Raw genomic sequence first — 23,597 nt, forward strand, 5'->3', positions numbered from 1 at the left:
TTTTTGCGGGGCGATCATGTGGATAACCCGCCACCCCCTTTGCGCATTGAAGCATTTCAGCGCAGCATAATCGCGAAAAGCTTCAAATCCATCGCGGGACCAAAAATGAATTCAGAAATCGACAGGATCAGCGAACTCGCCGAAGCGGGCGAGCGCATGATCGAGCGGCTTCGCAAGAAGGCATTTCTTCCCGAGGCGCGCAAGGGGCTGCTCGCCCGCTATGGCATTGCCGAGGCTGCTGCGCTGCTGGGCTGCAGCACGAACCGGATCCGCATGGCAGAGGAGGACGGACGCCTGCCCCCTCCCCCGCCGACCGAGAACGGCCGCCGTCCCGGCTATACGATCGAGCAATTGCTGGTCATGCGCGACGTGCTGGGCGCGAGCCCGGCGCGCGCGCCGCTGGACGTGCCCGCCATGATCGCGGTGCAGAACTTCAAGGGCGGCGTCGGCAAGTCGACCGTCACCACCCATCTGGCGCATTATTTCGGGGTCCAGGGCTACCGCGTGCTGGTCGTCGATTGCGACAGCCAGGCGACGACCACCACGCTGTTCGGTTTCAACCCCCATTTCAACGTCACGCGCGAGCAGACGCTCTATCCCTATCTGTCGATCGAGCCGACGCAGTCCACGCTGGATTACGCGGTGCAGGGCACGCCCTGGCCCAATGTCGACCTGATCCCGTCCAACCTCGAACTGTTCGACGTGGAGTACGAACTGGCCGCCGCCGGGTCGGATGGCGGATCGGTGCTGGCAAGCCGTTTTCGCAAGCTTAAACAAGGACTTATGGAGCTTGCGCAGAACTACGACATCGTGCTGCTCGACCCGCCGCCGGCGCTGGGGACGATCAGCCTGGCGGTGATGCAGGCGGCCAATGCGCTGCTGGTGCCGCTGGCGGCGACCACGCCCGACTTCTGCTCGACCGTGCAGTTCCTCTCGATGATGGAGCAGGTGACGGGGCAATTGCAGGATGCGGGCATCGCGGTCGAATATGATTTCGTGCGGCTGATCTGCTCCAAGTTCGACGCCAACGATCCCAGCCACGCAATGGTGCGCCAGATCATGGAGCAGAGCTTCGGCCCTGCCCTTTTGCCCGTGCCGATCCTGGAAAGCGCCGAGATCAGCCATGCAGCGCTGCGCATGATGACGATCTACGAGCTGGAGCGCCCGATCGGCACCGCCCGCACGCACAAGCGCTGCCGCGCCAATCTGGATGAGGCGCTGGGACAGGTCGAGGCGCTGGTCCGCCGGGGCTGGGGCGTCGCCGAACCGGCGAGCGAGGAGGCAATCGTCAATGCGGCCTGATCGCACCCCACCGCCCAAGATTTTATTTTCCTACTCGCCCGCCCTCGCGATAGCCGGGCCCGCCGTTCCCGAAAGGACGAAAGATGGCGCGTAAGCAATCCGAATATCTGGCCGATCTGCTGGGCGATGACGAGGACGAGGCGGCAGCCCCCGAATCGCCGGCGCCTGCCGCCGAGACCATCGCCCCCTCCCCTGCCCCCGAGCCCCCTCTGGCGGCTTCGCGCCGGCGCGGCGGTTCAATGACGCTGCTGGGCCGCGAAAGCGCGCTGGCCCGCGTGGCCAATGGCGAGGTGCGGCAGGTCACGCAGATGCTGCTCGATCCCGCGCGGGTACGGCCATGGGCGGGCAATGCGCGCAGCTATGAACACCTTACCGAGGATAATTGCCGCGAGCTGATCGATTCGCTGATCGCGGAGGGCGGCCAGAAGGTCCCCGCCGTGGTCCGCCGTATCGACGGCGATCCGACCCATGAATACGAGGTGATCGCGGGCACGCGCCGCCACTGGTCGATCAGCTGGCTGCGCGCGAATTCATGGCCGGACATGAAGTTCCTAGCGCAGATCGTCGAGCTCGACGACGAGGCGGCCTTTCGCCTTGCCGATATCGAGAACCGCGCCCGCAAGGATGTGTCGGACCTGGAGCGCGCGCGCAATTACGCCGCCGCGCTGGCCGAACATTACGGCAACCACCTGACGCGGATGGCCGAACGGCTCAAGCTGTCCAAGGGCTGGCTGTCCAAGATGCTGAAGGTCGCCAAGATCCCCGACGGCGTGATTGCCGCGTTCGCCTCTCCGGCGGAGGTGCAGCTGAAGCCCGCCTATCCGCTGGCGCAGGCGCTGGACGACAAGGACCGTGCCGCCGCGATCCGGCGCGAGGCTGCAAGGCTTGCCCGCGACCAGGAAGCCCGGCGCGAGACCGGCCGCCCTCCCCTCCCCTCTGCCGAGGTGATCGGAAAGCTGCTGTCCGCCGGGACCGAAAAGGACGCACCCGAGAAATTCGTGCTGGAAGGCGCGCATGGCCGCCCCGCGATTACGGTGCAAAGCGCCAACCGCCAGGGCGTTACCCTGCGACTGCACGCCGGGCACGGATTGTCCGAGGACGATCTGATCAACCGGGTGCGAGACGCGCTGTCGGAACTCGACGGCGAAGGACGCGGGCTGCAGCGGTGAGATGCGCGGCCCAGCCCTCTTGCCCGTCAGGATTGGCTGGGGCCGCCTCCCGTTTCCCCGGGGAAACGATGATGTCCAGGCTCCCCGTTCGGGTACGCCAGACGCCGCATGTTTCCCCGGGGAAACGCGCGCAGTCGGCGTTCGGCGCTGCCAGGCAAGCTGCCCTCCCCTCCCCCGCCCCGCGAGTGCATCCATGACGAAATCGAAACGCGAGGCGGTGACCGAACAGTTCGACATGTTCCTCCCCTATCTCGCCGATCTGCCGATCCGCGATCAGCGCGAGATGATGGAACGCCCGTTCTTCAGCCTCGCCAAGTCCAAGCGCGTCAAGCCGATCGACTATACCAGCCCCGACGGCAAGATGTGGGTGCATGTCAGTGCCAATCCCGATTACGGCATGGCCACGATCTGGGACGCGGACATATTGATCTATTGCGCCAGCCAGCTTGCCGACATGGCACGGCGCGGCGTCAATGACGTGCCGCGCAAGCTGCACCTGATGCCCTATGATTTGCTGCGCGCAATCGGTCGCCCCACGACGGGCCGCGCCTATGAACTGTTGGGACAGGCCCTAGACAGGCTGGTGTCGACCACGATCAAGACCAATATCCGGGCGGAGAACCGTCGCGAGGCAACCTTCTCGTGGCTAGACGGCTGGACGCAGCTGGTGGACGAGAAGACCGAGCGCAGCCGCGGTATGACGCTGGAGCTGTCGAACTGGTTCTGGGAAGGCGTGATGATGAAGGGCGGCGTGCTGTCCATCGACCGCGCCTATTTCGATATCACCGGCGGGCGCGAGCGCTGGCTGTACAGGGTTGCGCGCAAGCATGCGGGCGGGGCGGGGGAGGCGGGCTTCGCCATCGCGCTGCCGACCTTGTTCGAGAAATCGGGCGCCGAAGGGCAATATCGCCGTTTCAAGTTCGAGATGCTCAAGCTGGTCGAGAAGAACGCGCTGCCGGGTTACGGCCTGACACTGGAGCAGGGCAGGGGAGGGGACCCGCTGGTCCGCATGCGCCGGATAGACGGCAAGGATGGGGCAGAGATCCGCCAGGCCGCGCCCGAAGCGCTGGATCTGCTCCAACCAGCAGGCACCAGCCCCGCCAACGATGTTTCCCCGGGGAAACGAGCCACCGGCGAATTGCGCGAAGCCAGACCCGATCCCGTGGCTGCCGCGTCCAAGCCGAAGCACCGCGCCAACGTTTCGGCCACCCAACCGGGCGATCATCCCGTTGATGCCGCCGCGCTGATCCGGTCGACCATCGCCGGACTGTCGGATGCCGCGACGCGCGGCTACATGACCGACGACACGATCGAGCATCTGCGAACCGCCTGTCCGGGCTGGGACCTCCATGCGCTCCACGCCGATTTCGAACGCTGGGTCGATGCCGATGCCGCGCGCCTGCCGGCCAACTGGCAAAAGGCCTTCATCGGCTGGGTCAAGCGCCATCACGAAAAGCACCGCCACCAGCTTCGCGGCTGATTGCCCGGCTCTGCGGGCCTGCGTTCCTGTGCATCCTGCCCCTTTCGTCACGCGACCGAAATCGGCTTCGCTGGCCTTGGCGTTCCCGAAGTGTCGCGTCCACGCGATCTATCCACAGGCACAACCGGGAACCTGCGCCGCTTTGAACGAGTTGCACAGGAGATCGAACGAAAGTGATTCAAAGCGGGCGGCAAAATATACGCTTCTGTCGCATCGTCGACACATCGGGAACCGTGTTCGGCATATCGGGAACGCCCCGTCGACACTTCGAGAACACGCGCTCGACCTTTCGGGAACGGATGATCGGCACATCGGGAACGCCGTATACGCGCGACTCGTCGGATTTCGCCAGCTGACCGACCTGCAGCGGCGCTTAACTTTTCTAAACCAATCTAAAGCCCTCTAACCTCGATGAAATCCATTTGGATTGGTGAAGGGGAGAAGAGCGCTCACCCGCTTGCATCGCGCCTGATCCTCGGACAACAACGATAGCCGAAGGGTACGAGGACACGCCGCATGGACATTTCACGCCGCAACATGCTGATCGCAGCCGCTGCAACCCCCGCGGCGCTGCAGGGTACGGGCGCGCTGGCCAGCACCGCCGACGCTGCGCCCTCCGCAGCCATGCTGGCGCAGCGGCCGCCGATGGGCTGGAACAGCTGGAACAGCTTTGCCGGCACCATCAACGAGGCGCAGGCGCTGGAAACCGCCGCGATCATGCGCGACCGGCTGCTGCCCTTCGGCTACGACATTTTCACCGTCGACATCCAGTGGTACGAGCCCGAGGCCAGCGGCTATGTCTATAACGACGCCCCGGTCCCCGCGCTCGATGCCCATGGACGGCTGGTGCCCGCGCCCAATCGCTTTCCCTCCGCCGGGGGAGGGGAGGGCTTCGCGCCGCTGGGGCGGCAGATCCATGCGATGGGGTTGAAATTCGGCATCCACGTCATGCGCGGCATCGCCAGGGAAGCGGTGCGGCGCAACCTGCCCATCCATGGCACGGATTTGCGCGCAAGGGATATTGCTGACATATCAAGCACTTGCGCCTGGAATCCGGATATGTACGGCGTCGACATGAGCAAACCCGGCGCGCAGGATTACTACGACGGGCTGTTCAGGCTCTACGCGTCATGGGGCGTCGATTTCATCAAGATGGACGACATGAGCCGCCCCTATGACCCGCACGCGCCCGAAATCGAGGCGGCGGCGACCGCCATCGCGCGCTGCGGGCGGCCGATGGTCCTCAGCGTCTCGCCGGGCGAGACGCCGCTGCTGCGCGGCGATCACGTGCGCCGCCATGCGCAGATGTGGCGGATCTCGGACGATTTCTGGGACGAATGGCCGCTGCTCGAGGCGCAGTTCACACGGCTGGAGAACTGGACCCCGTGGCGCGCGCCGGGCGCATGGCCCGATGCCGATATGCTGCCGCTGGGCCGACTAGCGCTGGGCGAGCGCGACAGCCGCTTCACGCCGGCCGAGCAGCGCACCCTGATGACCTTGTGGTCGATCGCGCGTTCGCCGCTGATCATGGGCGGGGATCTGCGCCACCTCGACGCGGCGACGCTGGCGCTTTTGACCAATCGCGAGGTGCTGCAGGTGAACCAGCGCAGCATCGGCAACCGCCCGCATTTCGTGGCCGATGGCCAGCGCGTCTGGACCGCCCGCGCCGAGGACGGGGACGACCTCTATCTCGCGCTGTTCAACCTGACCGACAGCGCGCGCGAAACCGGGGTCATGCTGCGCCAGATCGGTGCGGAAGGACCGGTCATGCTGCGCGATCTGTGGGAAGGGCGGGACCTGGGCCGGGCCGACGATCGCATCGCCGCGATGCTGCCCGCGCATGGCGCGGCGCTCTATCGGCTGCGTGCGGCATAGGGCCGGGGGGAGGAGCCTCGGGGAAGGGACCTGAGGGGAGGGGGCTTGTCCCCGACCGGGAACCGCCCGCCCGCTGCCGCGCTTCGATCATCGTAAGCCAGCAATCGCCGAAAGGGGGCGCCCGTGCAGCCACACACCATCGCGATCTTCGGAGCGGGCGGCCATACCGGCCGCCATGCCGTCAGCCATGCCCTGACCATGGGGCTGGACGTCGTCGCCATCGACCTCCACCCGCCGAAAGACGACGAGCGCCTGGACGGCGTCACCTATCGCGCCGCAAACGTGATGGAGGATGACCTCGCCCCCGCGCTTGAGGGATGCGATGCTGTGATCTCGGCGCTGGGCGTGGCGTTCACGCCCAGCAATGCGCTGAACCCGCCGCCGCTCTATAGCAAGGGCACGCAGCGCATCGCCCAGGCCGCCCGAGAAGCGGGCATCAGGCGCATCGCCGTGATCTCCGCCGCCTTCGTCGAGGAACAGCCCGAACTGCCGATGTGGTTCCGGGGTTCAGTCGTTGCGGCGCTCCACAATATTCTTGCCGAGATGCGCAAAATGGAGGCCATGCTTGAGGCGCAACCCGACCTGGACTGGATCGCGGTGCGCCCCGGCTGGCTGCTGGACAAGCCCGCCACCGGAAAACTGCTGGTGGGCGATCGCATCCTTCCCAAGGGCGCCTTCCGCTGCCGCGAGGCCGATCTGGGGCATTTCCTGGTGCATGCGGTGACGAGCGGAGAGCATGTCCACCAGAAACCCGCCATCGGCGCTCCGGAAGCGCACGAGGACGAAAGCCTGGCCGCTCTGGGGTCCGAGCTGGCCGAGATGGCCGGACTGCACTGAGAGGGGCTCTGACGGCCTCTGCGGGGGTGAAGCCGCGCCCGGTCAGGGGCGGCGGCCCTCCAGCCAGTCGTTCAGCACCTCGTGGAAGAAGCGCACGCGGGTTTCCTGGTCGGACAGATAGGCGTCCTTGTAGCCGCGCGAATGCATGCCCGCCTGCATGTTCTCGGCCAGTTCCATGTCCTGGAACACGATCTGGTCGCGCAGTTCGGGAATGCCGTTGCCGCCGTCGAACCGGCGGTGCTCGCATTCCAGCACCTCGCGCAGCGGCTTGGGGCCGGCCATGATCGATTCCACCTCGGTCTGGCCTTCCACCGGGAAGGCCATGCACCACAGGTCGAAATAGCACTTCTCCGGATCCTCGGCATGCGGTTCGGAGCGGAAGAAGATGAGATTGTCGGGCAGGAAGCTGATGGTGACATTGGGAAAGATCACCGTGTGCGGGCTGTCGGTGATCTCCTCGTCGTTCATGTCCTTGTAGTGGACATAGCCCTTTTCGGCCCACAGCCGTTGCTTGGCGGCCTTCAGGTCCTTCCAGCCCTGAAACGCGAAATCCTCGTAGCTGTCGTATTTGCCGGGATCGATGTCCCACTTGCGCAATTCCGCCTCGAACATCGCATTGCCGCCGCCTTCGGGCCGGTCGGAGAGCGAGGGTCGCATCGGCTGGACCGTGCGGCCATGGCCCTTGGGCCACATCTCGTGCCGGGCGGAGTCGACGTCCTGGTCGATCCATGGCGGCACCTGCGGATGCGCGGTGCGGGTGTGATAGCTTTCCGAGAAATTGTCGGTGACGAATTTCCAGTTGGCGTTCAATTCGATGCGGTACCACGCGACGCGCACCGCCGTATCCATCGGATAGCCGCGATAGAGCGCGACCATCGGTTCCAGATACTCCTCGAGCGAAGGGCCGTCGTCGTCCATCGTGTACCAAACGAAGCCGCCCCATGTGTCGCAGCGCAGTTCATTGAGCTTGAGCTTGCCGCACGGATTGCCGCGTGCGAAATCGACATCGGCGTCCTGCGCCTTTTCCAGCACGCCGTCGATGCCCCATTGCCAGCCGTGATAGGGACAGTGGAACGACGCGACCGAGCTGGTCCCCGCGACCATGCGCATGCCCCGGTGCCCGCAGCTGTTGTAGAAGGCGCGGACCGAGCCGTCCTTCTGCCGCACGGCGATCACCGATTCCTTCAGGAAATTGTGGACGACGAAATCGCCCGCTTCGGGAATGTCGGCGGTGCGCCCGGCGATATGCCAGATCTTCGTCCACAGATGGTCCCATTCCTTCTGCGCGAATTCGCGCGAGAAATAGCGGTCGCCGGTGATGGCGTCGCCGCGAAGGTTCGACGGATCGCGCCCGTCCATCGGGGGCGGAACGGCTGTCTGCTGGTTCATGGATTGCTCTCCCGGTTGGGCCGCGCTGCCGGGCAGGGCCGGGCGCGGTCTTTCTGCCGAGCGGAGAGACTAGCAAATGCCGGGCGCGCGCAGGCCTGTCCCTTTGGCGAGGAATTCCCTTCGGCCCGGTAGTCGGGTGCGGAAAACCGCCTAGAGCGCGGCGGCGTAGCGGTCCAGCGTCGCCAGCGGCGGTTCGGGCCAGCGCGACAGCACCAGCAAGCGCTTGTGTCCCTGGCCGATCGACAGCTCGTCGGTGATGCCCATGCCGCCGTGCATCTGGATCATCTCGTGCCCCAGCGTCAGCGAATGCTGCGCGATGAAGGCGCGCGCGCCATACGTGTCGTCGGCGAAGCGGTCGGTCCCCTCGGCGACGATCGCGGTCTCGACCAGTGCGCGGCATTGTTCCAGCGTGGCGTAGAGCGCGGCCATGCGGTGCTGGATCGCCTGGAACTTGCCGATCTGCGTGCCGAATTGTTCGCGCGTGCGCAGATAGCCAAGGGTTTCGTCGAACATCGCGTCCATTATGCCCAGCCCCTCGGACGCGCGGGCCAGCGCCGCTAGCGTCTCGATCCGCGCGGCGACTTCGGGCGCGATGTCCAGCCTGTGCGCGGCGGGAACCGCGACATCGGCGAATTCCAGCGAGGCGGTGTGCGTGCCGTCGGCAAGCCGCCATTCGCGTATCTCAAGACCCGCGGCATCGGCGGGGACCAGATAGAGCGATCCGTCTTCGGCGCCGACGATGAAGCCGTCAGCCTCGCCCCCCGCGATGGCGAAGGGCCTCTGGCCGTTCAGCACCGCGCCGTCCTCCGCGTCCTTTGCCCGCACCGTCTGGTCGTCCTGGTACAGCCCCGCGTCCTGCCGCGCGAGCGCGACGCGCCTTTCGCCCGACAGCACGCCGGTCACCCATTGCTCGCGCAGGTCGCCCGACAGGCCGTGCGCCAGGTACAGGCCGGGCAGGATCGCGCTTTCCAGCACGGGTTCGACCACCATGCCGCGGCCCAGCGCCTGGAACACCACCGACAGCGCCGTCGCGTCGAGGCCCAGCCCGCCGTCATCCTCGGCAAAGGGCACCGCCAGCAGGCCCAGTTCGGCCAGCACCCCCCAGTTGCCGCCGCTGAAGCCGCCCGGTTCCTTCAGGTACTTGCGGCGCTTCTCGACATCGTAGTGATCGGCCACGAACCGTTCGACCACGGCCTTCAGCATTTCTTCGTCTTCGGTCAGTTCGAAGTTCATTGGGTGCGTTCCTCCGACCCGGTTGGTAGCAGCAATGCGGCGCGGCGAAGGCTCTGCAAAATGTTAGGGTGGGCCGAAATGCGGGGCGAACCGGCCAATCGCGCATTGTCCTTTGGGCAGGCGCGGCCTATCCTTCGCCATCCGGGGGAGAGGAAAAAACATGACGAAATTCGTGATCGACCGGCTGGAGGACGTAACCGTCGCCGCTCCGGAAGATATTCGCCGGGCGGCGACCGCGCTTGCGGAAATCGCGGCGCAGCACGAAATGCGTGCCGCGCCCGCGCATGACATCGCGGACAAGCGCACCCCCGTCGATGCCGACGGCAACATACTGGCCAGCGAGATATTCGGCTGGTCGGACAGCGAGAATGCGTGGTGGCGCAGCCCGCGCATCGCGCTGGAATCGCCGATCACCTCGGCCTGCCGGTTCGAGAACGATCCCTTCTGGATCAATCCCGACGGGTTCCATCTGCCGATCCCCAACCCCTATCTCGAATCGATCGACCTTGCCAATTTCGAGACGCGCGCCCGCACGCGCGCGGCCATCGTGGTGCCGGTGCACATGGTGTTCGGCAAGATCGGCGCGGTCAGCTTCAATCCCGTCGACACCTCGCGCACCGACCTGTCGGAAGAGTTCGACAAGCATGGCGCGATGCTGGGCATCTATGCGCGCGCATTCATCCGCAGCTATACCCGCGCGATGGCCGACATGGAGGCGCTGCCCCCCGGATCGCGCCTGTCCAAGCGCGAGGTGGAATGCCTGCGCTGGGCCGCCATCGGCAAGACCGACATGGAGATCAGCATGATCATCTCGCGCAGCAGGGCGACGGTGCGGTTCCATATCCACAATGCCTCCACCAAGCTGAACGCGGTGAACCGCAGCCAGACCGTCTTCAAGGCGGCGCAGCTGGGCTATCTTTCGGTCAGCTGACCGGCCTGCGTATTTCCTCGCATTGCCGGCCCGCCCATCCGCTGCGCCGATGCTGCCTAGCAGTTTGGGCAGCATGCATCGCCGGTCGCTTTGCGCTTAGATGCATGAACGACAAGACGAATCATGCCCGCCGAACGGGCGGGAGGGGATTGGAATGGATGCGATAGCAAAGGGGCTGTTCACGCCCGACAACCCCCCGCGCCTGGTCGGGGGCCGCGACCGCGAGACGGGGCGCATCGTGTTTCCCTGTCCCGCAAGCGACCGCTTCGAACCCGTGCCCCTGTCGTCCACCGGTACATTGTGGAGCTATACGATCCAGCGTTTCCGGCCCAAGAGCCCCCCCTATGCCGGGCCCGAGGCGTTCGAGCCCTTCGCGCTGGGCTATGTCGAGCTGCCCGGCCAGACCATCGTCGAGGCGCGGCTGACCGGCGTGGATTTCGGCGCGATCGAGATCGGCATGGATCTTGAGTTCGAACCCGCCCCGTTCGAGAAGGCGGACGGCGAGACCGTTCTGATCCCCGCGTTCCGGCCCGCTGCGGCCGCCAGCAGGAAGGCAGCGTGATGGGCGACGTGTGCATCATCGGCATCGGCATCCACCCTTTCGGCCGCACCCCGGGGATGAGCGGGGTCGACCAGGGCGTGTTCGCGGTGCGGCAGGCATTGCAGGACGCGGGGCTGGAGTGGGGCGACGTGCAATTCGCCTATGGCGCGTCCGACGCGGCGGGCAATCCCGACACCATGGTCGACCAGCTGGGCCTGACCGGCGTGCAGTTCATCAATGTCCGCAATGGCTGCGCGGCGGGCGGGTCGGCGCTGTTCTCTGCCCAGATGGCTATCAAGTCGGGCGAGGCGGACATCGGCCTTGCGGTCGGTTTCGACAAGCATCCGCGCGGCGCGTTCGATGCCAAGCCCGCCGAATACAACCTGCCCGAATGGTACGGCGATGCGGGTTACATGGTCACCACCCAGTTCTTCGCCTGCAAGATCATGCGCTACATGGCGCTGAACGGCATTTCGCGAAAGACATTGGGGCTGGTCGCCGAAAAGGCGTTCCGCAACGGATCGCGCGCACCGCATGCCTGGCGGCGCGAGCCGGTGCCGCTCGACGTGATCCTGGACGGGCCGATGGTGTCCGATCCCTATTCCAAATACATGTTCTGTTCCCCGGCGGAGGGCGGGGTCGCGCTGCTGCTGGCGAGCGAGAAGAAGGCGCGCGAGCTGGGCATCACCCCGATCCGGCTGAAGGCCGCGACGATGCGCACCCGCCCGCCCGGCAGTTTCGAGGTTTTCGCCCCCAGCACCGACGTGGACGGCGGCGGCACCGCGACCAGCATCGCAAGCCGCGACGCTTTCGAGATCGCGGGGCTTGGCCCCGCCGACATCGACGTCGCGCAATTGCAGGATACCGAGGCCGGGGCCGAGCTGATGCACATGGCCGAAAACGGCTTTTGCCAGCCGGGCGAGCAGGAACGCTGGCTGGCCGAGGGGCTGACCGAACTGGACGGGAAACTGCCCGTCAACACCGACGGCGGCTGCCTGGCCTGCGGCGAGCCGATCGGCGCGTCGGGCCTGCGCCAGGTTTACGAGAATGTCGTGCAATTGCGCGGCCAGGGTGGGGACCGACAGGTGCAGGGCAATCCGCGCACCGCCTATAGCCATGTGTACGGCGCGCCGGGCGTGTCCGCCGTCACCATATTGGAACGATGAGATGGATATCGAACTGAGCCCCCAGGAAACCGAGTTCCGGGACGAGGTGCGCGCATTCCTGGCCGAAAACCTGACCGACCGGATCCGCGACGGCGCCTCGTCCTCTCCCACCGTGTTCGTCGAGCCGGAGATCGGGCAGGACTGGAACGCGGTGCTGAACGAACGCGGCTGGCTGTCGTATCAGTGGCCTAAGGACGTCGGCGGCACCGGCTGGACGCCCACGCAGCGCTATATCTTCGAAAAGGAATGCGCGCTGGCGGGTGCGCCCAACCTGACCGTGCTGGGGCTGAAGCTGGTCGCGCCGGTGATCTTCAATTTCGGCACCGAGGAGCAGAAGGCGAAATACCTGCCGCGCATCCTGTCGGGCGAGGATTACTGGTGCCAGGGCTTTTCCGAACCCAATGCGGGATCGGACCTCGCCTCGCTGCAGACGCGCGCGGTGAGGGAGGGGGACAAGTACATCCTCAACGGATCGAAGATCTGGACCACCCACGCGCATTGGGCGAACCGCATGTTCGTGCTGGCCCGCACCGATCCCGACGTGAAGAAGCAGGCGGGGATCAGCTTCCTGCTGGTCGACCTCGACCAGCCGGGCATCTCGGTGCGCCCGATCCTGAACCTGGCGGGCGACCACGAGGTCAACCAGGTCTTCATGGAAAACGTCGAGGTTCCCGCCAGCGACCTGGTGGGCGAGGAAGGGCAGGGCTGGGCCATCGCCAAGTTCCTGCTCGAGAACGAGCGCGGCGGTTCGTGCCATGCGCCCAAGCTGTCCTATGACCTCGACCAGCTGCAGGAACTGGCGCGCGACATGTCGGACGGCAATGGCGGCAGGCTGGCGGACGACCGCGACTGGCGCCGCCGGGTCGCCGGGCTGAAGCTTGAGGCGCAGTCGCTGGAGATGATCGAGCTGAAGATCCTGTCGCGCATCGCGCGCGGCGAGAATCCGGGCCCGCTTACCTCGCTGACAAAGCTGATCGCGTCGAACCTGCGGCAGGACATCGACCTGCTGGCCGTCGACCTGTTCGGCCCCGCCGGGCTGCAACTGCCGACCGCGCGGCCGCTGTACGGCGACAATGCGCCGCCGGCCTTCATCTGCCCCAAGGCGCAGGTCGCCTCGGCGCGCTATCTCAACAGCAGGGCGTGGACGATCTTCGGAGGCACCGACGAAGTGCAGAAGACGATCATCGCCAAGACCGTACTGGGTCTTTGAGGGACCCATGACAAAACCGGAGAGTGACGCATGCAATTAAGCCGTGAGGACCTGCTGGGTGCCTATCGCCGGATGAAGACGATCCGCGATTTCGAGGAGCTTTTGCACGAGGAGATCGCCACGGGCGAGATCGCCGGTTTCACCCATCTTTATTGCGGGCAGGAAGCCGTCGCGGTCGGCGTGTGCGAGCATCTGAGCGACGACGACAAGATCGTGTCCACCCACCGCGGCCACGGGCATTGCCTGGCCAAGGGCTGCGACGTGACCGGCATGATGAAGGAGATCTGGGGCAGCCGCGAAGGCCTGTGCAAGGGCAAGGGCGGATCGATGCATATCGCCGACACCGACAAGGGCATGCTGGGCGCCAATGGCATCGTCGGCGCGGGCGCGCCCATCGCGGTCGGCGCGGCCATGGCGGCCAAGCTGGACGGCAAGGACAAGGACGGCAAGCTGAAGGTCGCCATCGCCTTTTCGGGCGACGGAGCCTGCAACCAGGGCACCACGTTCGAGGCGATGAACATGGCGGTGGTGACGAACGCGCCGGCCATCTTCGTGTTCGAGAACAACCATTATTCCGAGCACACCGGCTACAAATACGCGGTCGGCACCAGCAGGGACATCGCCAGCCGGGCCGAGGCGTTCGGCATGAAAGTGTGGCGCGCCGACGGCACCGATTTCAGCGCGGTCCACGACACCATGCGCGAGGTGCTGGAACATGTCCGCGCCGGAAACGGCCCTGCCGCGGTCGAGTTCGACACCGAGCGGTTCTACGGCCATTTCGAGGGCGATCCCCAGCGCTATCGCGGCAAGGGCGAGATGGACCGCATCCGTTCGGAGCGCGACTGCATCAAGAACTTCCGCAGGACCGTGACCGAGGCAAAGCTGCTGGAAGGCAGCGACCTCGACAGGGTGGACGAGGAAGTGGCCAAGACCATCGCGGATGCCGTCGCCGCCGCCCGCGCGGCCGACCGGCCCACGGCAGAGGACGTCCTGACCGACGTCTATATCGATTATTGATCCGGCGGAGACGATCCAGTGGCAAAAATGATGTATCGCGACGCCGTTCGCAACACGATCTTCCAGGAAATGAAACGCGACGACAGCGTGGTCGTATTGGGCGAGGATGTCGTCGGCGGCATGGGCACCGATGGCGGGCCCGAGGCCATCGGCGGGATCTGGTCGACCAGCACCGGCCTGTTCGCCGAATTCGGCGCGGACCGGGTGATCGACACGCCCATATCGGAAAGCGCCATCGTCGGCGCGGCGGGCGGACTTGCGCTTTCGGGCAAGCGACCGATCGCCGAGCTGATGTTCGCCGACTTCATCGGGGTCAGCCTCGACCAGATCTGGAACCAGATCGCCAAGTTCCGCTACATGTTCGGCGGCAAGTCGCGCTGTCCCGCGATCATCCGCATGGTCTATGGCGCGGGCTATAACGCCGCCGCGCAGCACAGCCAGAGCCCGCACGCGATCCTGACCGGCATGCCGGGGCTGAAGGTGGTGATGCCGACCACCCCCGCCGATGTCGCGGGCCTGCTGCGGCAGGCGATCCGCACCGACGATCCCGTCATCTTCATGGAGCACAAGGCGCTTTACGGCGTGCAGGGCGAGGTGCCGGACGATCCGGATTTCACCATCCCCTTTGGCCATGCCCGCCTGACCCGCGCGGGCGAGGACGTGACCATCGTCGCCACCGGCATGATGGTCGGCATGGCCGAACAGGCCGCCGACACGCTGGCCGAGGATGGCATCGGGGCCGACGTGATCGACCTGCGATCGACCAGCCCGCTGGACGAGGAGGCGATCCTGGATTCGGTCGAAGTCACCGGCCGCCTGGTCGTGGTGGACGAGGCGCCGCCGCGCTGCAGCCTGGCCACCGACATCGCCGCGCTGGTCGCCGAAAAGGCGTTCGCCAGCCTGAAGGCGCCGGTCCAGATGGTGACCGCCCCGCACACGCCGATCCCCTTCGCGCGCGAGCTGGAAAGCGCCTATCTTCCCAATCCCGACAAGGTCGAGGCTGCCGTGCGCAAGGCCTTGTCCTACAACTGAGGAGGCGCGAGACATGGGAAAGATCCGTGCCTTTACGATGCCGAAATGGGGCATCGAAATGACCGAGGGAACCGTCGCCGAATGGAAATTCGCCGAGGGTGACAGCTTTAGCCGGGGCGAGCTGATCTGCCTGATCGAGACCGCCAAGATCACCAACGAGGTCGAGGCCGAATATGATGCGACCGTGCGCCGCATCGTGGTCGCGGACGGGGGCGAGGCGGAGCCGGTCGGCGCGCTGCTGGCGGTGTTCGACGACGGTTCGGCCAGCGACGAGGAAATCGACGCGTTCGTCGCGAACTTCAAGCCCGCCCAGGGCGGCGTGGCCGAGGGGCGCGAGAAGAAGCAGCAGGCCAAGCCCAAGGAAGCGGCAATCGAGGGCGAAAGCGACAAGCCCAAAGCCATCACCATCGACACCAACCGCCCGATCAGCCCCGAGGCCAGGCGGCTGGCCGAGGCCGAGGGCGTCGACATCGCCGATATCGAGGGATCGGGCAGGGGAGGGCGCATCACCTTCCAGGACGTGCAGCAGGCGCTGCGCGGCCCCGCCAGCCCCAGCCTGAAGGGCACCACCGTTCTGCCCGGGGAAGACGGCGCGTTCGCATCCCCGCTGGCGCGGCGCATCGCGGCGATCCACGGCATCGACCTGAACGGCGTTTCGGGCACGGGTGCGCGCGGGCGCATTTCGAAGAAGGACGTGCTGGCGAAGGTTCCGCAGGACACGGGTTCCGCGGCGCCGGCGCCGGGCGCGCCCTTCGTGCCGGTGGCGAACGAGCCCGACATCCAGCCCTTCGACAAGATCCGCAAGGTGGTGGCCAAACGCCTGACCGCGGCCAAGCAGGACATTCCGCATTTCTACCTGCGGATCAGCGTCAATGCCGACGCCTTGCTGGCGGTGCGCAAGACCGCGAACATGGTGCTGGGGACGAAGGCGTCAGTCAACGATTTCATCGTCATGGCCAGTGCCAAGGCGCTGGCGAGGCACCGCGACGTCAACGTGCAGCTTCACGGCGAGGAGATCCACAGCTTCCCCCACGCCGATATCTCCGTCGCGGTGGCGAGCCCCAAGGGCCTCGTCACCCCCATCGTGCGGCAGGCCGACCGGATGCGGATCGACCAGATCGCCAGCGCGACGAGGGGCCTGATCGACAAGGCCAAGGAAGGGCGTCTGGGGTACGAGGACATGGACGGCGGGACTTTTACCGTCTCAAACCTCGGCATGTTCGGGATCGACAATTTCGACGCCATCATCAACCCGCCGCAGGGCGCGATCCTGGCCGTGGGCGCTGCCGAGCGCAGGCTGGTCGAGGACGAGCGCGGCGAGGCGGTCTTTGCCACGATGATCCCGATGACCCTGTCGGTCGACCACCGCGCCATCGACGGGGCGGCGGGCGCGCAGTTCCTGCAGACGCTGAAAACCCTGATGGAAGATCCCGAGCAGCTTTTCGCCTGACCGCATCACCCTGACCCGCATAACAAGGAGAGGATTTCATGCCGAAAGCAGGCACGATCGCGGCGCTGGGCCCGGTCATCCAGCAGGCCTATCTGCCGCGTGATTTCGATGCGGCGCTTGAATACTGGACCGAAACCATGGGCGTGGGCCCGTTCTTCCTTTTGGAGAACATCCGGCTGGGCGAGATGAAATACATGGGCGAGCCCAGCAACGCCGAATTCAGCGTCGCCATCGCCTATTGGAACGACATCCAGATCGAGCTGGTGCGCCCCGACAATGACGCGCCCGCGCATTACACCGGCAAGTATGCGATCCACGAGGGCATGCACCACACCTGCCAGTTCGTCGAGGACATCGAGGAAGTGCGCAAGGTGCTGCAGGACGCTGGCGCGACCATCGTGGTCGAGGGGAACGTGGGCGAGGACGGGCGCGTGATCTATGCCGATCCCGGCTATGGCCCCGGCGGCATCTGCGAATTCGTCCAGCTGGGGGCGGGCGGCCCGGAGCTGTTCGCGATGATGAAGCAGGCCGCCGCCGAATGGGACGGCAGCGACCCGGTTCGGAAACTGGGCTAGCTACAGCGCTCCATCGCCTCTGCCGCCAGTGCGGCGAGGCGGGGGAAGTCCTTGGCCCTCTCGCGCGCCTGCGCATTGGCGGCGGTGCCGCGGATCACCCGGCCCTTGATGCCGTGGAAGATCGCTGCCAGCCGGAAGAAGTTGAACGCGATGTAGAAATCCCAGTTGGGGATGCCGTCGCGCCCCATGCGGCGGCAATAGGCGGCGACATAGTCGTCCTCTGACGGAATGTTCAGCGCCGCAAGGTCCGCGCCTTGAAGCCCCGCCACGATGTCGGGCGGCATGCGGTACATCATCGCGTGATAGGCGAAATCGGCCAGCGGATGGCCCAGGGTCGACAGCTCCCAGTCCAGCACGGCCAGCACGCGCGGCTCTGTCGGGTGGAAGATCATGTTGTCGCAGCGGAAATCGCCGTGGACGACCGAAGTCTCGTCGCCATCGGGGATGTTTTCGGGCAGCCATGCGACCAGCCGGTCCATGTTCGGATCGCGGCCCGCTTCCTCGTCGGCAAGATACTGTTTCGACCAGCGGCCGATCTGGCGCGCGAAATAATTGCCGGGCTTGCCGTAATCGCCAAGGCCCACCGCTTCGTAATCGACGCCGTGCAGCGCGGCCATGGTCGCGTTCATCGCATCGAAATAGGCAGGGCGGTCGGCATCGGACACATCGGGTAGGCGCGCGTCCCAGAAGATGCGCCCCTCGACCATGTCCATGACGAAGAACCAGGTCCCGATTACATCCTCGTCGGTGCAGACGCCGAAGACGCGCGGTACCGGGAAACCTGCCTTGCCCAGGCCGGTCATGACCTTCGCCTCGCGCTCCACCGCATGCGCGCCCTTCAGCAGCTCGCCCGGCGGCTTGCGGCGCAGGACGTAGCTGCGGCCGGGCGTCGTCAGGCGATAGGTCGGGTTCGACTGGCCGCCCTTGAACTGCGCGATGGCGATGGGGCCAGCGAAATCCTCGACATGGGCCTCCATCCAGCGGGTCAGCGCGGCAAGGTCGATCTCATAGCCATCGCGCACCGGGGTAGTGCCGGTATTGGCCTCGGCGATGTCGCTCATTGCTCGGCTTTCCATGCCTTTTTCAGCTTCTTGGCCAGCGACCATTTGTGCACCTCGGTCGGGCCGTCATAGATGCGGAAGGCGCGGATCTCGCGGAATACCTGCTCGACGATGGTGCGGTCGGTGACGCCGGTGCCGCCCATCACCTGCACGCAATTGTCGGCGATCCGCATCAACAGATCCGCCACCGCCACCTTGGTCATCGAGCTTTCGGTTGTGCCCAGATCCCCGGTGTCGAGCACCGAGGCGCACCAGTATACCATCAGCTCGGCCTGTTTGAGGTCGATCCAGTTCTGCGCCAGCATGAAGCCCACACCCTCGTGGTCGATCAGCTGCTTGCGGAACGCCTCGCGCCTGCAGGCATAGTCGACCGCGATTTCCTGCGCCCTGATGCACGCCCCCAGCCAGCGCATGCAATGCGACAGGCGGGCGGGCGACAGGCGCACCTGCGCATATTTGAAGCCTTCGCCCGCCTCGCCCAGCATCTGGTCGGCGGGGACGCGCAAATTGTCGATGGTGATGGTCGCGTGGCCGCCGGGCATCGAATTGTCGATGGTGTTGGGCACCTCGTCGATGCGGATCGCGGGGTCGGGCAGGTCGACCAGGAACATGCAGGCGCCTTCGGCGCCTTCCTCTTCCGACCGGGCCATGATGATGCCGACCCTGGCCCCTTGCGCGCCGGTGATGAAGGTCTTGCGCCCGTTGACGACCCAATGGTTGCCGTCACGGCGGCAGATCGTCTTCATCATCGAGGGATCGGACCCCGCGCCGCCCCAGTCGGCCGGTTCGGTCATGAAGAACGCGCTGCGCGCATCGCCCGACACCAGCTGGCCGAGGAAGCGTTCCTTCAGGAAATCGGAACCGACATGGCCGAGCAGGTACATGTTGCCCTCGTCCGGGGCCATGGTGTTGCAGGCCAGCGGACCCAGCGGCGACAGCCCGCTGCGGATCAGAACATATGCCGTGTCCACCTGCGACAGGTGCGATCCGTCCTCCATGATATGCGGCGTCATCACGCCTGCCTCGCGCGCAAGGCCGCGCATCTCGTGCAGCAGTTCCTCGGTCGGGCCGCCGTGATGGTCGCGGCGCTTGTCGCTTTCGTAGGGCGCGATCTTCTCGCGCACGAAACGTTCGACCTTGTCGCCAATTTCCCGCGCGCGTTCGGTGACGCCGAAGAATTCGTGCTGCGCCGTGCCTGTCACCGTCACGATCCGCTGAACGCCGCGGCTGCCGCCCGCACCGGGGCGGGGTCGTAGTAGAACGGCTTGATCTCGGCCACCTTGCCGCCCTCGAAGCGGAACATCTCGACCAGCTCGGCCGGTTCCAGCCCCTTGCCGTAGTGCATCTTCAATATGCAGCACGCATGATCGCCGCCGAAGGTGCGTTCGACCATTTCCAGCGATTCCACCTGCAGCATGGCGAACACGTCGAGATACAGGTTCTTGAGCGCGTCCTTGCCGGTATGGGTCCCTTCCATCGGCAGGCCGGGTGCTTCGCTGATGACCAGGTCGTCGGTGACCATGCTGGCGACCTTGTCCCAGTCGCCCGATCCGGACGCGGCATAGAGTTCGTCGATGAAGGTGCTCATCTGCTGGGGGGTCATGTCCGTTCTCCCGCTCTTATTGGTGTATGATCCAGCTTCTCGCCAATTCGCGCGGCTTGCGATAGCTATCGGTTTTAATAGCGTGAAACCCCCGCGCCCGCCCGCTAGGCAGGAAAACGAAAAAGACAGAGAGGATTGGCCCCATCGTGAGCGAAAGCTGGCACCCATTGATCGCCGAGGACGAATTTCCCGAAGACGGCAAGCTGGCCGCGAAGATCGCGGGCTGGTTCGTGCTGGTCGCGAAAACCGACGAGGGGCTGCACGCGGTGAACGACCGCTGCACGCACCAGGCGGCGCTGCTGTCGGGCGGGCGGATCCGGCGCGGGGCGGTGATGTGCCCGCTGCACGGCGCAAGGTTCGAGATGGCGACGGGCCGCTGCATCGGCGGGACCTACCGCGACCTGCGCACCTTCGATCTGCGCACGCAGGACGGGCAGATCGAGATAAAGGTCCCCGACGAGGAACCGGGCATGGAGGAGCTTCCCGTCGAAAGCTGACGGAACAGCCAGTTTCGCGTGGCATCTGCCGCGCTACCCTTGGGACACCTGAAAAGAACCCAAGGGAGACGACGATGCCGTTCACCGGACCACATGCCGACATCCAGGCGATCCGCGACTTGCTGGACGCCTATGCCGATGCCGTGACCCAGCGCGATGCCGATGCCTGGGGCGCGACCTGGGCAAGCGATGCGCGCTGGGAAATGCCCGATTATCCCGAATTCCCCCCGCAGCAGGGGCGCGACAACATCGTGGGCCTGTGGGTCACCGCGATGGAGCAATATCCCGGCATCATGTTCCACGCCTGGCCCGGTTCGATCGAGGTCGAGGGGAACCGCGCAAGGATGCGCAGCTATACCGCCGAGGTGTACGATCAGGGCGACGATACGGTGCGCGACCGCGGCCAGTACGACGACGAATGCGTCAAGATGGACGGACGCTGGCAGTTTTCGCGCCGGTCGTTCCGCAACATCCACAAGCAGGTGCGGCCCAAGGGCTGCTGACGGGCTGACGATCCCGGACGAAAAAAGAGGGGGAGGCTGCATGGGCGGCCTCCCCCTTCGACAGGGCGGGGAGCGCGGGATACACGCCCCCCGAGGAGTTCAGAAGCGCTTGGTCACCTCTACCTGCACGGTGCGGGGCAGGTTGCCGAAGCCCAGCTGGTCGGCGGGGAAGCCGCCGGGCGTGCCGGTGCCGCCGCCGGTGGAAGGCCCGTCGACCACGCCGGTGACATAGAATTCGTTGGTCAGGTTCTTGCCGATCACCGCGATCTGCCAGTTGTCGTCCGCCGCGCCGAAGCGCACGCCCGCATCCAGCGTGACATAGCTGCCCTGCCACGCCAGCGGATTGCCGAAGCCCGAGGGATTGTAGCTGTCCGAATATTTGGAATCGATGTTGAAGCCGATCTTGTAGTCGGTGCCGATGTCCCGGTCATAGGACACGCCCAGATTGCCGGTCCAGTCGGGCGCGACCGACAGTTCGGTACCGGTCAGGTCCTGGCGCGCGGCGATCGCGCTGATCGGGGTGCATCCCGCCGTGGGGGTCTGGCCCGCATAGCAGGGCCCCGCGGGGAAGTCGGTGTATTCGGCGTCGGTATAGTTGATCGACCCGTACACGTTCAGCCCCTGCACCGCATAGGGCGCGAACTCGAATTCCACCTCGACGCCGCGGGTGCGGGCATCGGCGGTCAGCGTCTGGAACGCGAAGATCGGCGAGTTGAAGAAGTCGACCTGCAGATCGTTGTAGTCATAGGTGAAGGCGATCAGGTTCAGCCGCAGCTGGTTGTCCAGGATCGTGGACTTGATGCCCGCCTCGAACCCCTCGGCCGTTTCGGGATCGAAGGTCAGGTCGCCTACCGGATCGGGCGAGAACTGCGAATTGATGCCGCCGTTGGAAAAGCCGCCCGACTTGTAGGCGGTCTTGTACGCGCCATAAAGCAGCAGGTCCGGCGTGGGCTGCCACGTCAGCGACGCTTCGGGCGAGATGTCCTGGAAATGCTGCGAGGCATTGATCACGCCCAGCCCGTCCGCCGCGTCGGCGGGGCGGAATATGCCGGTCAGCGCGGGATTGTTGTAGGGCTGGACGAAGAAGCTGTCCTTGGTCTCGTCGGTATAGCGCGCGCCGCCCGCCAGCTCGATCGTGTCGGTCAGCGCCAGCGTGACCTGCCCGAACACCGCGAAGGTCTCGCCGTCGGTATAGCTCGTCTTGGACGTGCCGACATATTCGAAGCCCGGAGGGGCCGCGCTGTTCCGGATATTGCCGAGGATGATGTACTGGTCGAAATCGCGCCTGGTGTTCTGGTACAGCCCGCCGATCATCACGTTGATCGGCCCGTCCAGCTGCGTCAGCAGGCGCAGTTCCTGCGACCAGGCGTCCCAGCTTGAATCCTCGGTCGCCCAGTTCGAACCCGGTCCCGACTGGAAGTCGCAGGCGCAGGCCCATTTGTTGTTGGTCCACTGGTAGTTGGATACCGAGGTGATCTGCAGCTGGTCCGCCTGGTACACGATATTCAGCGTGCCCGACGCGGATTCGTATCGGTTGAACAGGCTGCCGTCGTCCTTGGCGACCGGGAAATCCTCGGCGATCTCGGCCGGCAGATTGTTCTGGTAATTGACGAAATCGCGCTCGCATGGCTGGCCGGTCAGCTGCGACAGCCCGCTGTCGAGCCCGCAGCGATAGGCGGCATAGTTCCACGAGTTGTTGTTCGCGGTGTTGATGTCGTAATTGCCCTTCAGCGTCATGGTCAGCCGGTCGGTCGGCTCGAACTTCAGCGTGGCGCGGCCCAGGAATTCCTCCTCGCCGGGCTGTTCGCGCGGGGCGGGCTGGGCGGTGAACGTTTCGGGATTGCCCGCTCCGCCCGCGGCCAGGTCGGCGAAATCGACCGTGGTATAGTCGAACGGCTCGGCCCTGTTGGTGTAATAGCCGCCCTGCATGTTGGTATAGCGGCCCGCCAGCCGGATCCCCAGCCGGTCGGTCAGCGGGTACGAGGCAATCGCCTCGATCTTGTACTGCTCGGCCTGGAACTCGTATCCGCCGCGCACGATGAACTCGGGCTCGCTGCCCGGGTCCTTGGTGGTGATCGAGATCACGCCCGCGGTCGCGTTCTTGCCGAAGAACAGCGCCTGCGGGCCCTTCAGCACCTCGACCCGGCCAAGGTCGAAGAAGCCTTCGTTGATGACGCGGCCCTGTCCGTAATAGGCGCCGTCGACGACGACCGCGACCGATTGCTCGATCCCGATCGAGGTGGAGGACGAGCCGATGCCGCGCAGGGTAAGCTGCGCGCCCGATCCGTTCGAGGCGCGGCCCACGTTGAACTGCGGCGCGATGGCGGCGATCTTCTCGACGCTGGTGATGTCGCGGTTCTGGATGACCTGTTCGGAAATGGCGGTGACGGCCACGGGCACGTCCTGCACGCTTTCCTCGCGCTTGCGGGCGGTGACGACGATCTCGGTCAGGCCGCCGCGCTCGGGCGGATTGGCAGAGGGGAGGGGCTGCTCGACCTCTCCGTCATTGGCGTCCAGGGTCTGGGTCTGCGCGGCGGCGGGCTGGGCCAGCATCACGCCGGCAAGGCTGGTCGCGGCAAGCAGGCCGTATTTGCGTATGGTCATGGTTCTTCCTCTCCCCTGTCAGGCGGGGCCCGTGCCATTGTACGGGCCTGCCCCTTGTTTTCTCGGGCTGCGCCAATGCGTATCACCACCCCGCGAGAGGCGCCCCTGACAAGAAGGACAGG

21 protein-coding genes are annotated in these 23,597 nt (G+C 65.7%); 15 read left to right on the forward strand and 6 right to left on the reverse strand.

What is annotated here, in order from left to right; genetic code table 11:
* The first annotated feature begins 105 nt into the window (after window positions 1-105).
* The 5 genes from A9D14_RS16470 to A9D14_RS16490 all read left to right on the forward strand — a co-directional run bounded on the left by A9D14_RS16470 (window position 106) and on the right by A9D14_RS16490 (window position 6,663).
* Complete coding sequence (locus A9D14_RS16470; RefSeq protein WP_066850707.1) at window positions 106-1,302, forward strand: AAA family ATPase; 1,197 nt, start codon at window positions 106-108, stop codon at window positions 1,300-1,302.
* An 83-nt stretch (window positions 1,303-1,385) separates the two neighbouring features.
* Complete coding sequence (locus A9D14_RS16475) at window positions 1,386-2,471, forward strand: ParB/RepB/Spo0J family partition protein (RefSeq protein ID WP_066850356.1); 1,086 nt, start codon at window positions 1,386-1,388, stop codon at window positions 2,469-2,471.
* A gap of 193 nt (window positions 2,472-2,664) precedes the next feature.
* Entirely contained in the window at window positions 2,665-3,951 is a 1,287-nt protein-coding gene (locus A9D14_RS16480) for a replication initiator protein A (RefSeq protein ID WP_066850358.1), read from the forward strand.
* A gap of 516 nt (window positions 3,952-4,467) precedes the next feature.
* The gene (locus tag A9D14_RS16485; RefSeq protein ID WP_066850365.1) at window positions 4,468-5,826 is read left to right on the forward strand and encodes a glycoside hydrolase family 27 protein; all 1,359 of its coding nucleotides are present in this window, start codon (window positions 4,468-4,470) and stop codon (window positions 5,824-5,826) included.
* Window positions 5,827-5,949: 123 nt separating this feature from the next.
* Entirely contained in the window at window positions 5,950-6,663 is a 714-nt protein-coding gene (locus A9D14_RS16490; RefSeq protein WP_066850367.1) for an NAD(P)-dependent oxidoreductase, read from the forward strand.
* A gap of 42 nt (window positions 6,664-6,705) precedes the next feature.
* On the opposite strand, the gene A9D14_RS16495 is transcribed toward A9D14_RS16490, so the two are convergent.
* A complete protein-coding gene (locus A9D14_RS16495) occupies window positions 6,706-8,052 on the reverse strand; it encodes an aromatic ring-hydroxylating oxygenase subunit alpha (RefSeq protein ID WP_066850369.1) in 1,347 nt (448 codons plus the stop codon).
* 150 nt (window positions 8,053-8,202) lie between these two features.
* Window positions 8,203-9,285 carry an acyl-CoA dehydrogenase family protein gene (locus A9D14_RS16500; RefSeq protein ID WP_066850371.1) on the reverse strand — a complete coding sequence of 361 codons (1,083 nt, stop codon included), beginning with the start codon at window positions 9,283-9,285 and terminating at the stop codon, window positions 8,203-8,205.
* Between the two features lie 160 nt (window positions 9,286-9,445).
* Between A9D14_RS16500 and A9D14_RS16505 the strand changes: the two genes are divergently transcribed.
* The 8 genes from A9D14_RS16505 (at window position 9,446) to A9D14_RS16540 (ending at window position 17,207) form a co-directional block, all read left to right on the forward strand.
* Window positions 9,446-10,216: a helix-turn-helix transcriptional regulator gene (locus A9D14_RS16505; protein WP_066850373.1), complete on the forward strand. Its 771-nt coding sequence runs from the start codon at window positions 9,446-9,448 to the stop codon at window positions 10,214-10,216.
* A 154-nt stretch (window positions 10,217-10,370) separates the two neighbouring features.
* Window positions 10,371-10,778, forward strand: a complete 408-nt coding sequence (locus tag A9D14_RS16510; protein WP_066850375.1) for a Zn-ribbon domain-containing OB-fold protein — start codon at window positions 10,371-10,373, stop codon at window positions 10,776-10,778.
* Window positions 10,775-11,923 carry a thiolase family protein gene (locus tag A9D14_RS16515; RefSeq protein WP_087910593.1) on the forward strand — a complete coding sequence of 383 codons (1,149 nt, stop codon included), beginning with the start codon at window positions 10,775-10,777 and terminating at the stop codon, window positions 11,921-11,923. The genes A9D14_RS16510 and A9D14_RS16515 overlap by 4 nt, the downstream gene beginning before the upstream one ends.
* Before the next feature lies 1 nt (window position 11,924).
* Window positions 11,925-13,133 (forward strand): acyl-CoA dehydrogenase family protein, encoded by a 1,209-nt coding sequence (locus A9D14_RS16520; RefSeq protein WP_066850380.1) that lies wholly within the window; start codon window positions 11,925-11,927, stop codon window positions 13,131-13,133.
* 30 nt (window positions 13,134-13,163) lie between these two features.
* Complete coding sequence (locus A9D14_RS16525; protein WP_066850382.1) at window positions 13,164-14,150, forward strand: thiamine pyrophosphate-dependent dehydrogenase E1 component subunit alpha; 987 nt, start codon at window positions 13,164-13,166, stop codon at window positions 14,148-14,150.
* An 18-nt stretch (window positions 14,151-14,168) separates the two neighbouring features.
* Window positions 14,169-15,182, forward strand: coding sequence for an alpha-ketoacid dehydrogenase subunit beta (locus A9D14_RS16530; RefSeq protein ID WP_066850384.1), 1,014 nt, complete (start codon window positions 14,169-14,171; stop codon window positions 15,180-15,182).
* A gap of 13 nt (window positions 15,183-15,195) precedes the next feature.
* Window positions 15,196-16,632: a 2-oxo acid dehydrogenase subunit E2 gene (locus tag A9D14_RS16535; protein ID WP_066850386.1), complete on the forward strand. Its 1,437-nt coding sequence runs from the start codon at window positions 15,196-15,198 to the stop codon at window positions 16,630-16,632.
* A 38-nt stretch (window positions 16,633-16,670) separates the two neighbouring features.
* Window positions 16,671-17,207, forward strand: coding sequence for a VOC family protein (locus A9D14_RS16540; protein ID WP_066850388.1), 537 nt, complete (start codon window positions 16,671-16,673; stop codon window positions 17,205-17,207).
* Here A9D14_RS16540 and A9D14_RS16545 read toward each other — a convergent pair.
* From A9D14_RS16545 to A9D14_RS16555, 3 genes are read right to left on the reverse strand one after another with little or no spacing between them, the layout of a single operon-like run.
* The gene (locus A9D14_RS16545) at window positions 17,204-18,268 is read right to left on the reverse strand and encodes a phosphotransferase (protein ID WP_066850390.1); all 1,065 of its coding nucleotides are present in this window, start codon (window positions 18,266-18,268) and stop codon (window positions 17,204-17,206) included. The genes A9D14_RS16540 and A9D14_RS16545 overlap by 4 nt on opposite strands.
* The gene (locus A9D14_RS16550) at window positions 18,265-19,416 is read right to left on the reverse strand and encodes an acyl-CoA dehydrogenase family protein (protein WP_066850708.1); all 1,152 of its coding nucleotides are present in this window, start codon (window positions 19,414-19,416) and stop codon (window positions 18,265-18,267) included. The genes A9D14_RS16545 and A9D14_RS16550 overlap by 4 nt, the downstream gene beginning before the upstream one ends.
* A 56-nt stretch (window positions 19,417-19,472) precedes the next feature.
* Window positions 19,473-19,871, reverse strand: coding sequence for a nuclear transport factor 2 family protein (locus tag A9D14_RS16555; RefSeq protein WP_066850392.1), 399 nt, complete (start codon window positions 19,869-19,871; stop codon window positions 19,473-19,475).
* Between the two features lie 146 nt (window positions 19,872-20,017).
* Here A9D14_RS16555 and A9D14_RS16560 point away from each other — a divergent pair, with 146 nt between their 5' ends.
* Complete coding sequence (locus A9D14_RS16560) at window positions 20,018-20,368, forward strand: Rieske (2Fe-2S) protein (RefSeq protein ID WP_066850394.1); 351 nt, start codon at window positions 20,018-20,020, stop codon at window positions 20,366-20,368.
* Between the two features lie 74 nt (window positions 20,369-20,442).
* A complete protein-coding gene (locus A9D14_RS16565) occupies window positions 20,443-20,871 on the forward strand; it encodes a nuclear transport factor 2 family protein (RefSeq protein WP_066850395.1) in 429 nt (142 codons plus the stop codon).
* Between the two features lie 99 nt (window positions 20,872-20,970).
* Here the strand turns inward: A9D14_RS16565 and A9D14_RS16570 are convergent, their stop codons facing one another.
* A complete protein-coding gene (locus A9D14_RS16570) occupies window positions 20,971-23,475 on the reverse strand; it encodes a TonB-dependent receptor (RefSeq protein ID WP_066850396.1) in 2,505 nt (834 codons plus the stop codon).
* Window positions 23,476-23,597: the final 122 nt, after the last annotated feature.

The organism is Croceicoccus marinus (assembly GCF_001661675.2).
In the GTDB taxonomy this organism is placed as follows: Bacteria; Pseudomonadota; Alphaproteobacteria; order Sphingomonadales; family Sphingomonadaceae; genus Croceicoccus; species Croceicoccus marinus.

Excerpts from the sequence above, each read along its gene's own strand:
- A9D14_RS16495 (WP_066850369.1), bottom strand. The coding sequence starts at position 8,052 with ATGAACCAGCAGACAGCCGTTCCGCCCCCGATGGACGGGCGCGATCCG.
- A9D14_RS16525 (WP_066850382.1), top strand. The coding sequence starts at position 13,164 with ATGCAATTAAGCCGTGAGGACCTGCTGGGTGCCTATCGCCGGATGAAG.
- A9D14_RS16520 (WP_066850380.1), top strand. The coding sequence starts at position 11,925 with ATGGATATCGAACTGAGCCCCCAGGAAACCGAGTTCCGGGACGAGGTG.
- A9D14_RS16480 (WP_066850358.1), top strand. The coding sequence starts at position 2,665 with ATGACGAAATCGAAACGCGAGGCGGTGACCGAACAGTTCGACATGTTC.
- A9D14_RS16555 (WP_066850392.1), bottom strand. The coding sequence starts at position 19,871 with ATGACCCCCCAGCAGATGAGCACCTTCATCGACGAACTCTATGCCGCG.
- A9D14_RS16565 (WP_066850395.1), top strand. The coding sequence starts at position 20,443 with ATGCCGTTCACCGGACCACATGCCGACATCCAGGCGATCCGCGACTTG.
- A9D14_RS16470 (WP_066850707.1), top strand. The coding sequence starts at position 106 with ATGAATTCAGAAATCGACAGGATCAGCGAACTCGCCGAAGCGGGCGAG.
- A9D14_RS16505 (WP_066850373.1), top strand. The coding sequence starts at position 9,446 with ATGACGAAATTCGTGATCGACCGGCTGGAGGACGTAACCGTCGCCGCT.
- A9D14_RS16535 (WP_066850386.1), top strand. The coding sequence starts at position 15,196 with ATGGGAAAGATCCGTGCCTTTACGATGCCGAAATGGGGCATCGAAATG.
- A9D14_RS16510 (WP_066850375.1), top strand. The coding sequence starts at position 10,371 with ATGGATGCGATAGCAAAGGGGCTGTTCACGCCCGACAACCCCCCGCGC.
- A9D14_RS16570 (WP_066850396.1), bottom strand. The coding sequence starts at position 23,475 with ATGACCATACGCAAATACGGCCTGCTTGCCGCGACCAGCCTTGCCGGC.
- A9D14_RS16485 (WP_066850365.1), top strand. The coding sequence starts at position 4,468 with ATGGACATTTCACGCCGCAACATGCTGATCGCAGCCGCTGCAACCCCC.
- A9D14_RS16475 (WP_066850356.1), top strand. The coding sequence starts at position 1,386 with ATGGCGCGTAAGCAATCCGAATATCTGGCCGATCTGCTGGGCGATGAC.
- A9D14_RS16500 (WP_066850371.1), bottom strand. The coding sequence starts at position 9,285 with ATGAACTTCGAACTGACCGAAGACGAAGAAATGCTGAAGGCCGTGGTC.
- A9D14_RS16545 (WP_066850390.1), bottom strand. The coding sequence starts at position 18,268 with ATGAGCGACATCGCCGAGGCCAATACCGGCACTACCCCGGTGCGCGAT.
- A9D14_RS16540 (WP_066850388.1), top strand. The coding sequence starts at position 16,671 with ATGCCGAAAGCAGGCACGATCGCGGCGCTGGGCCCGGTCATCCAGCAG.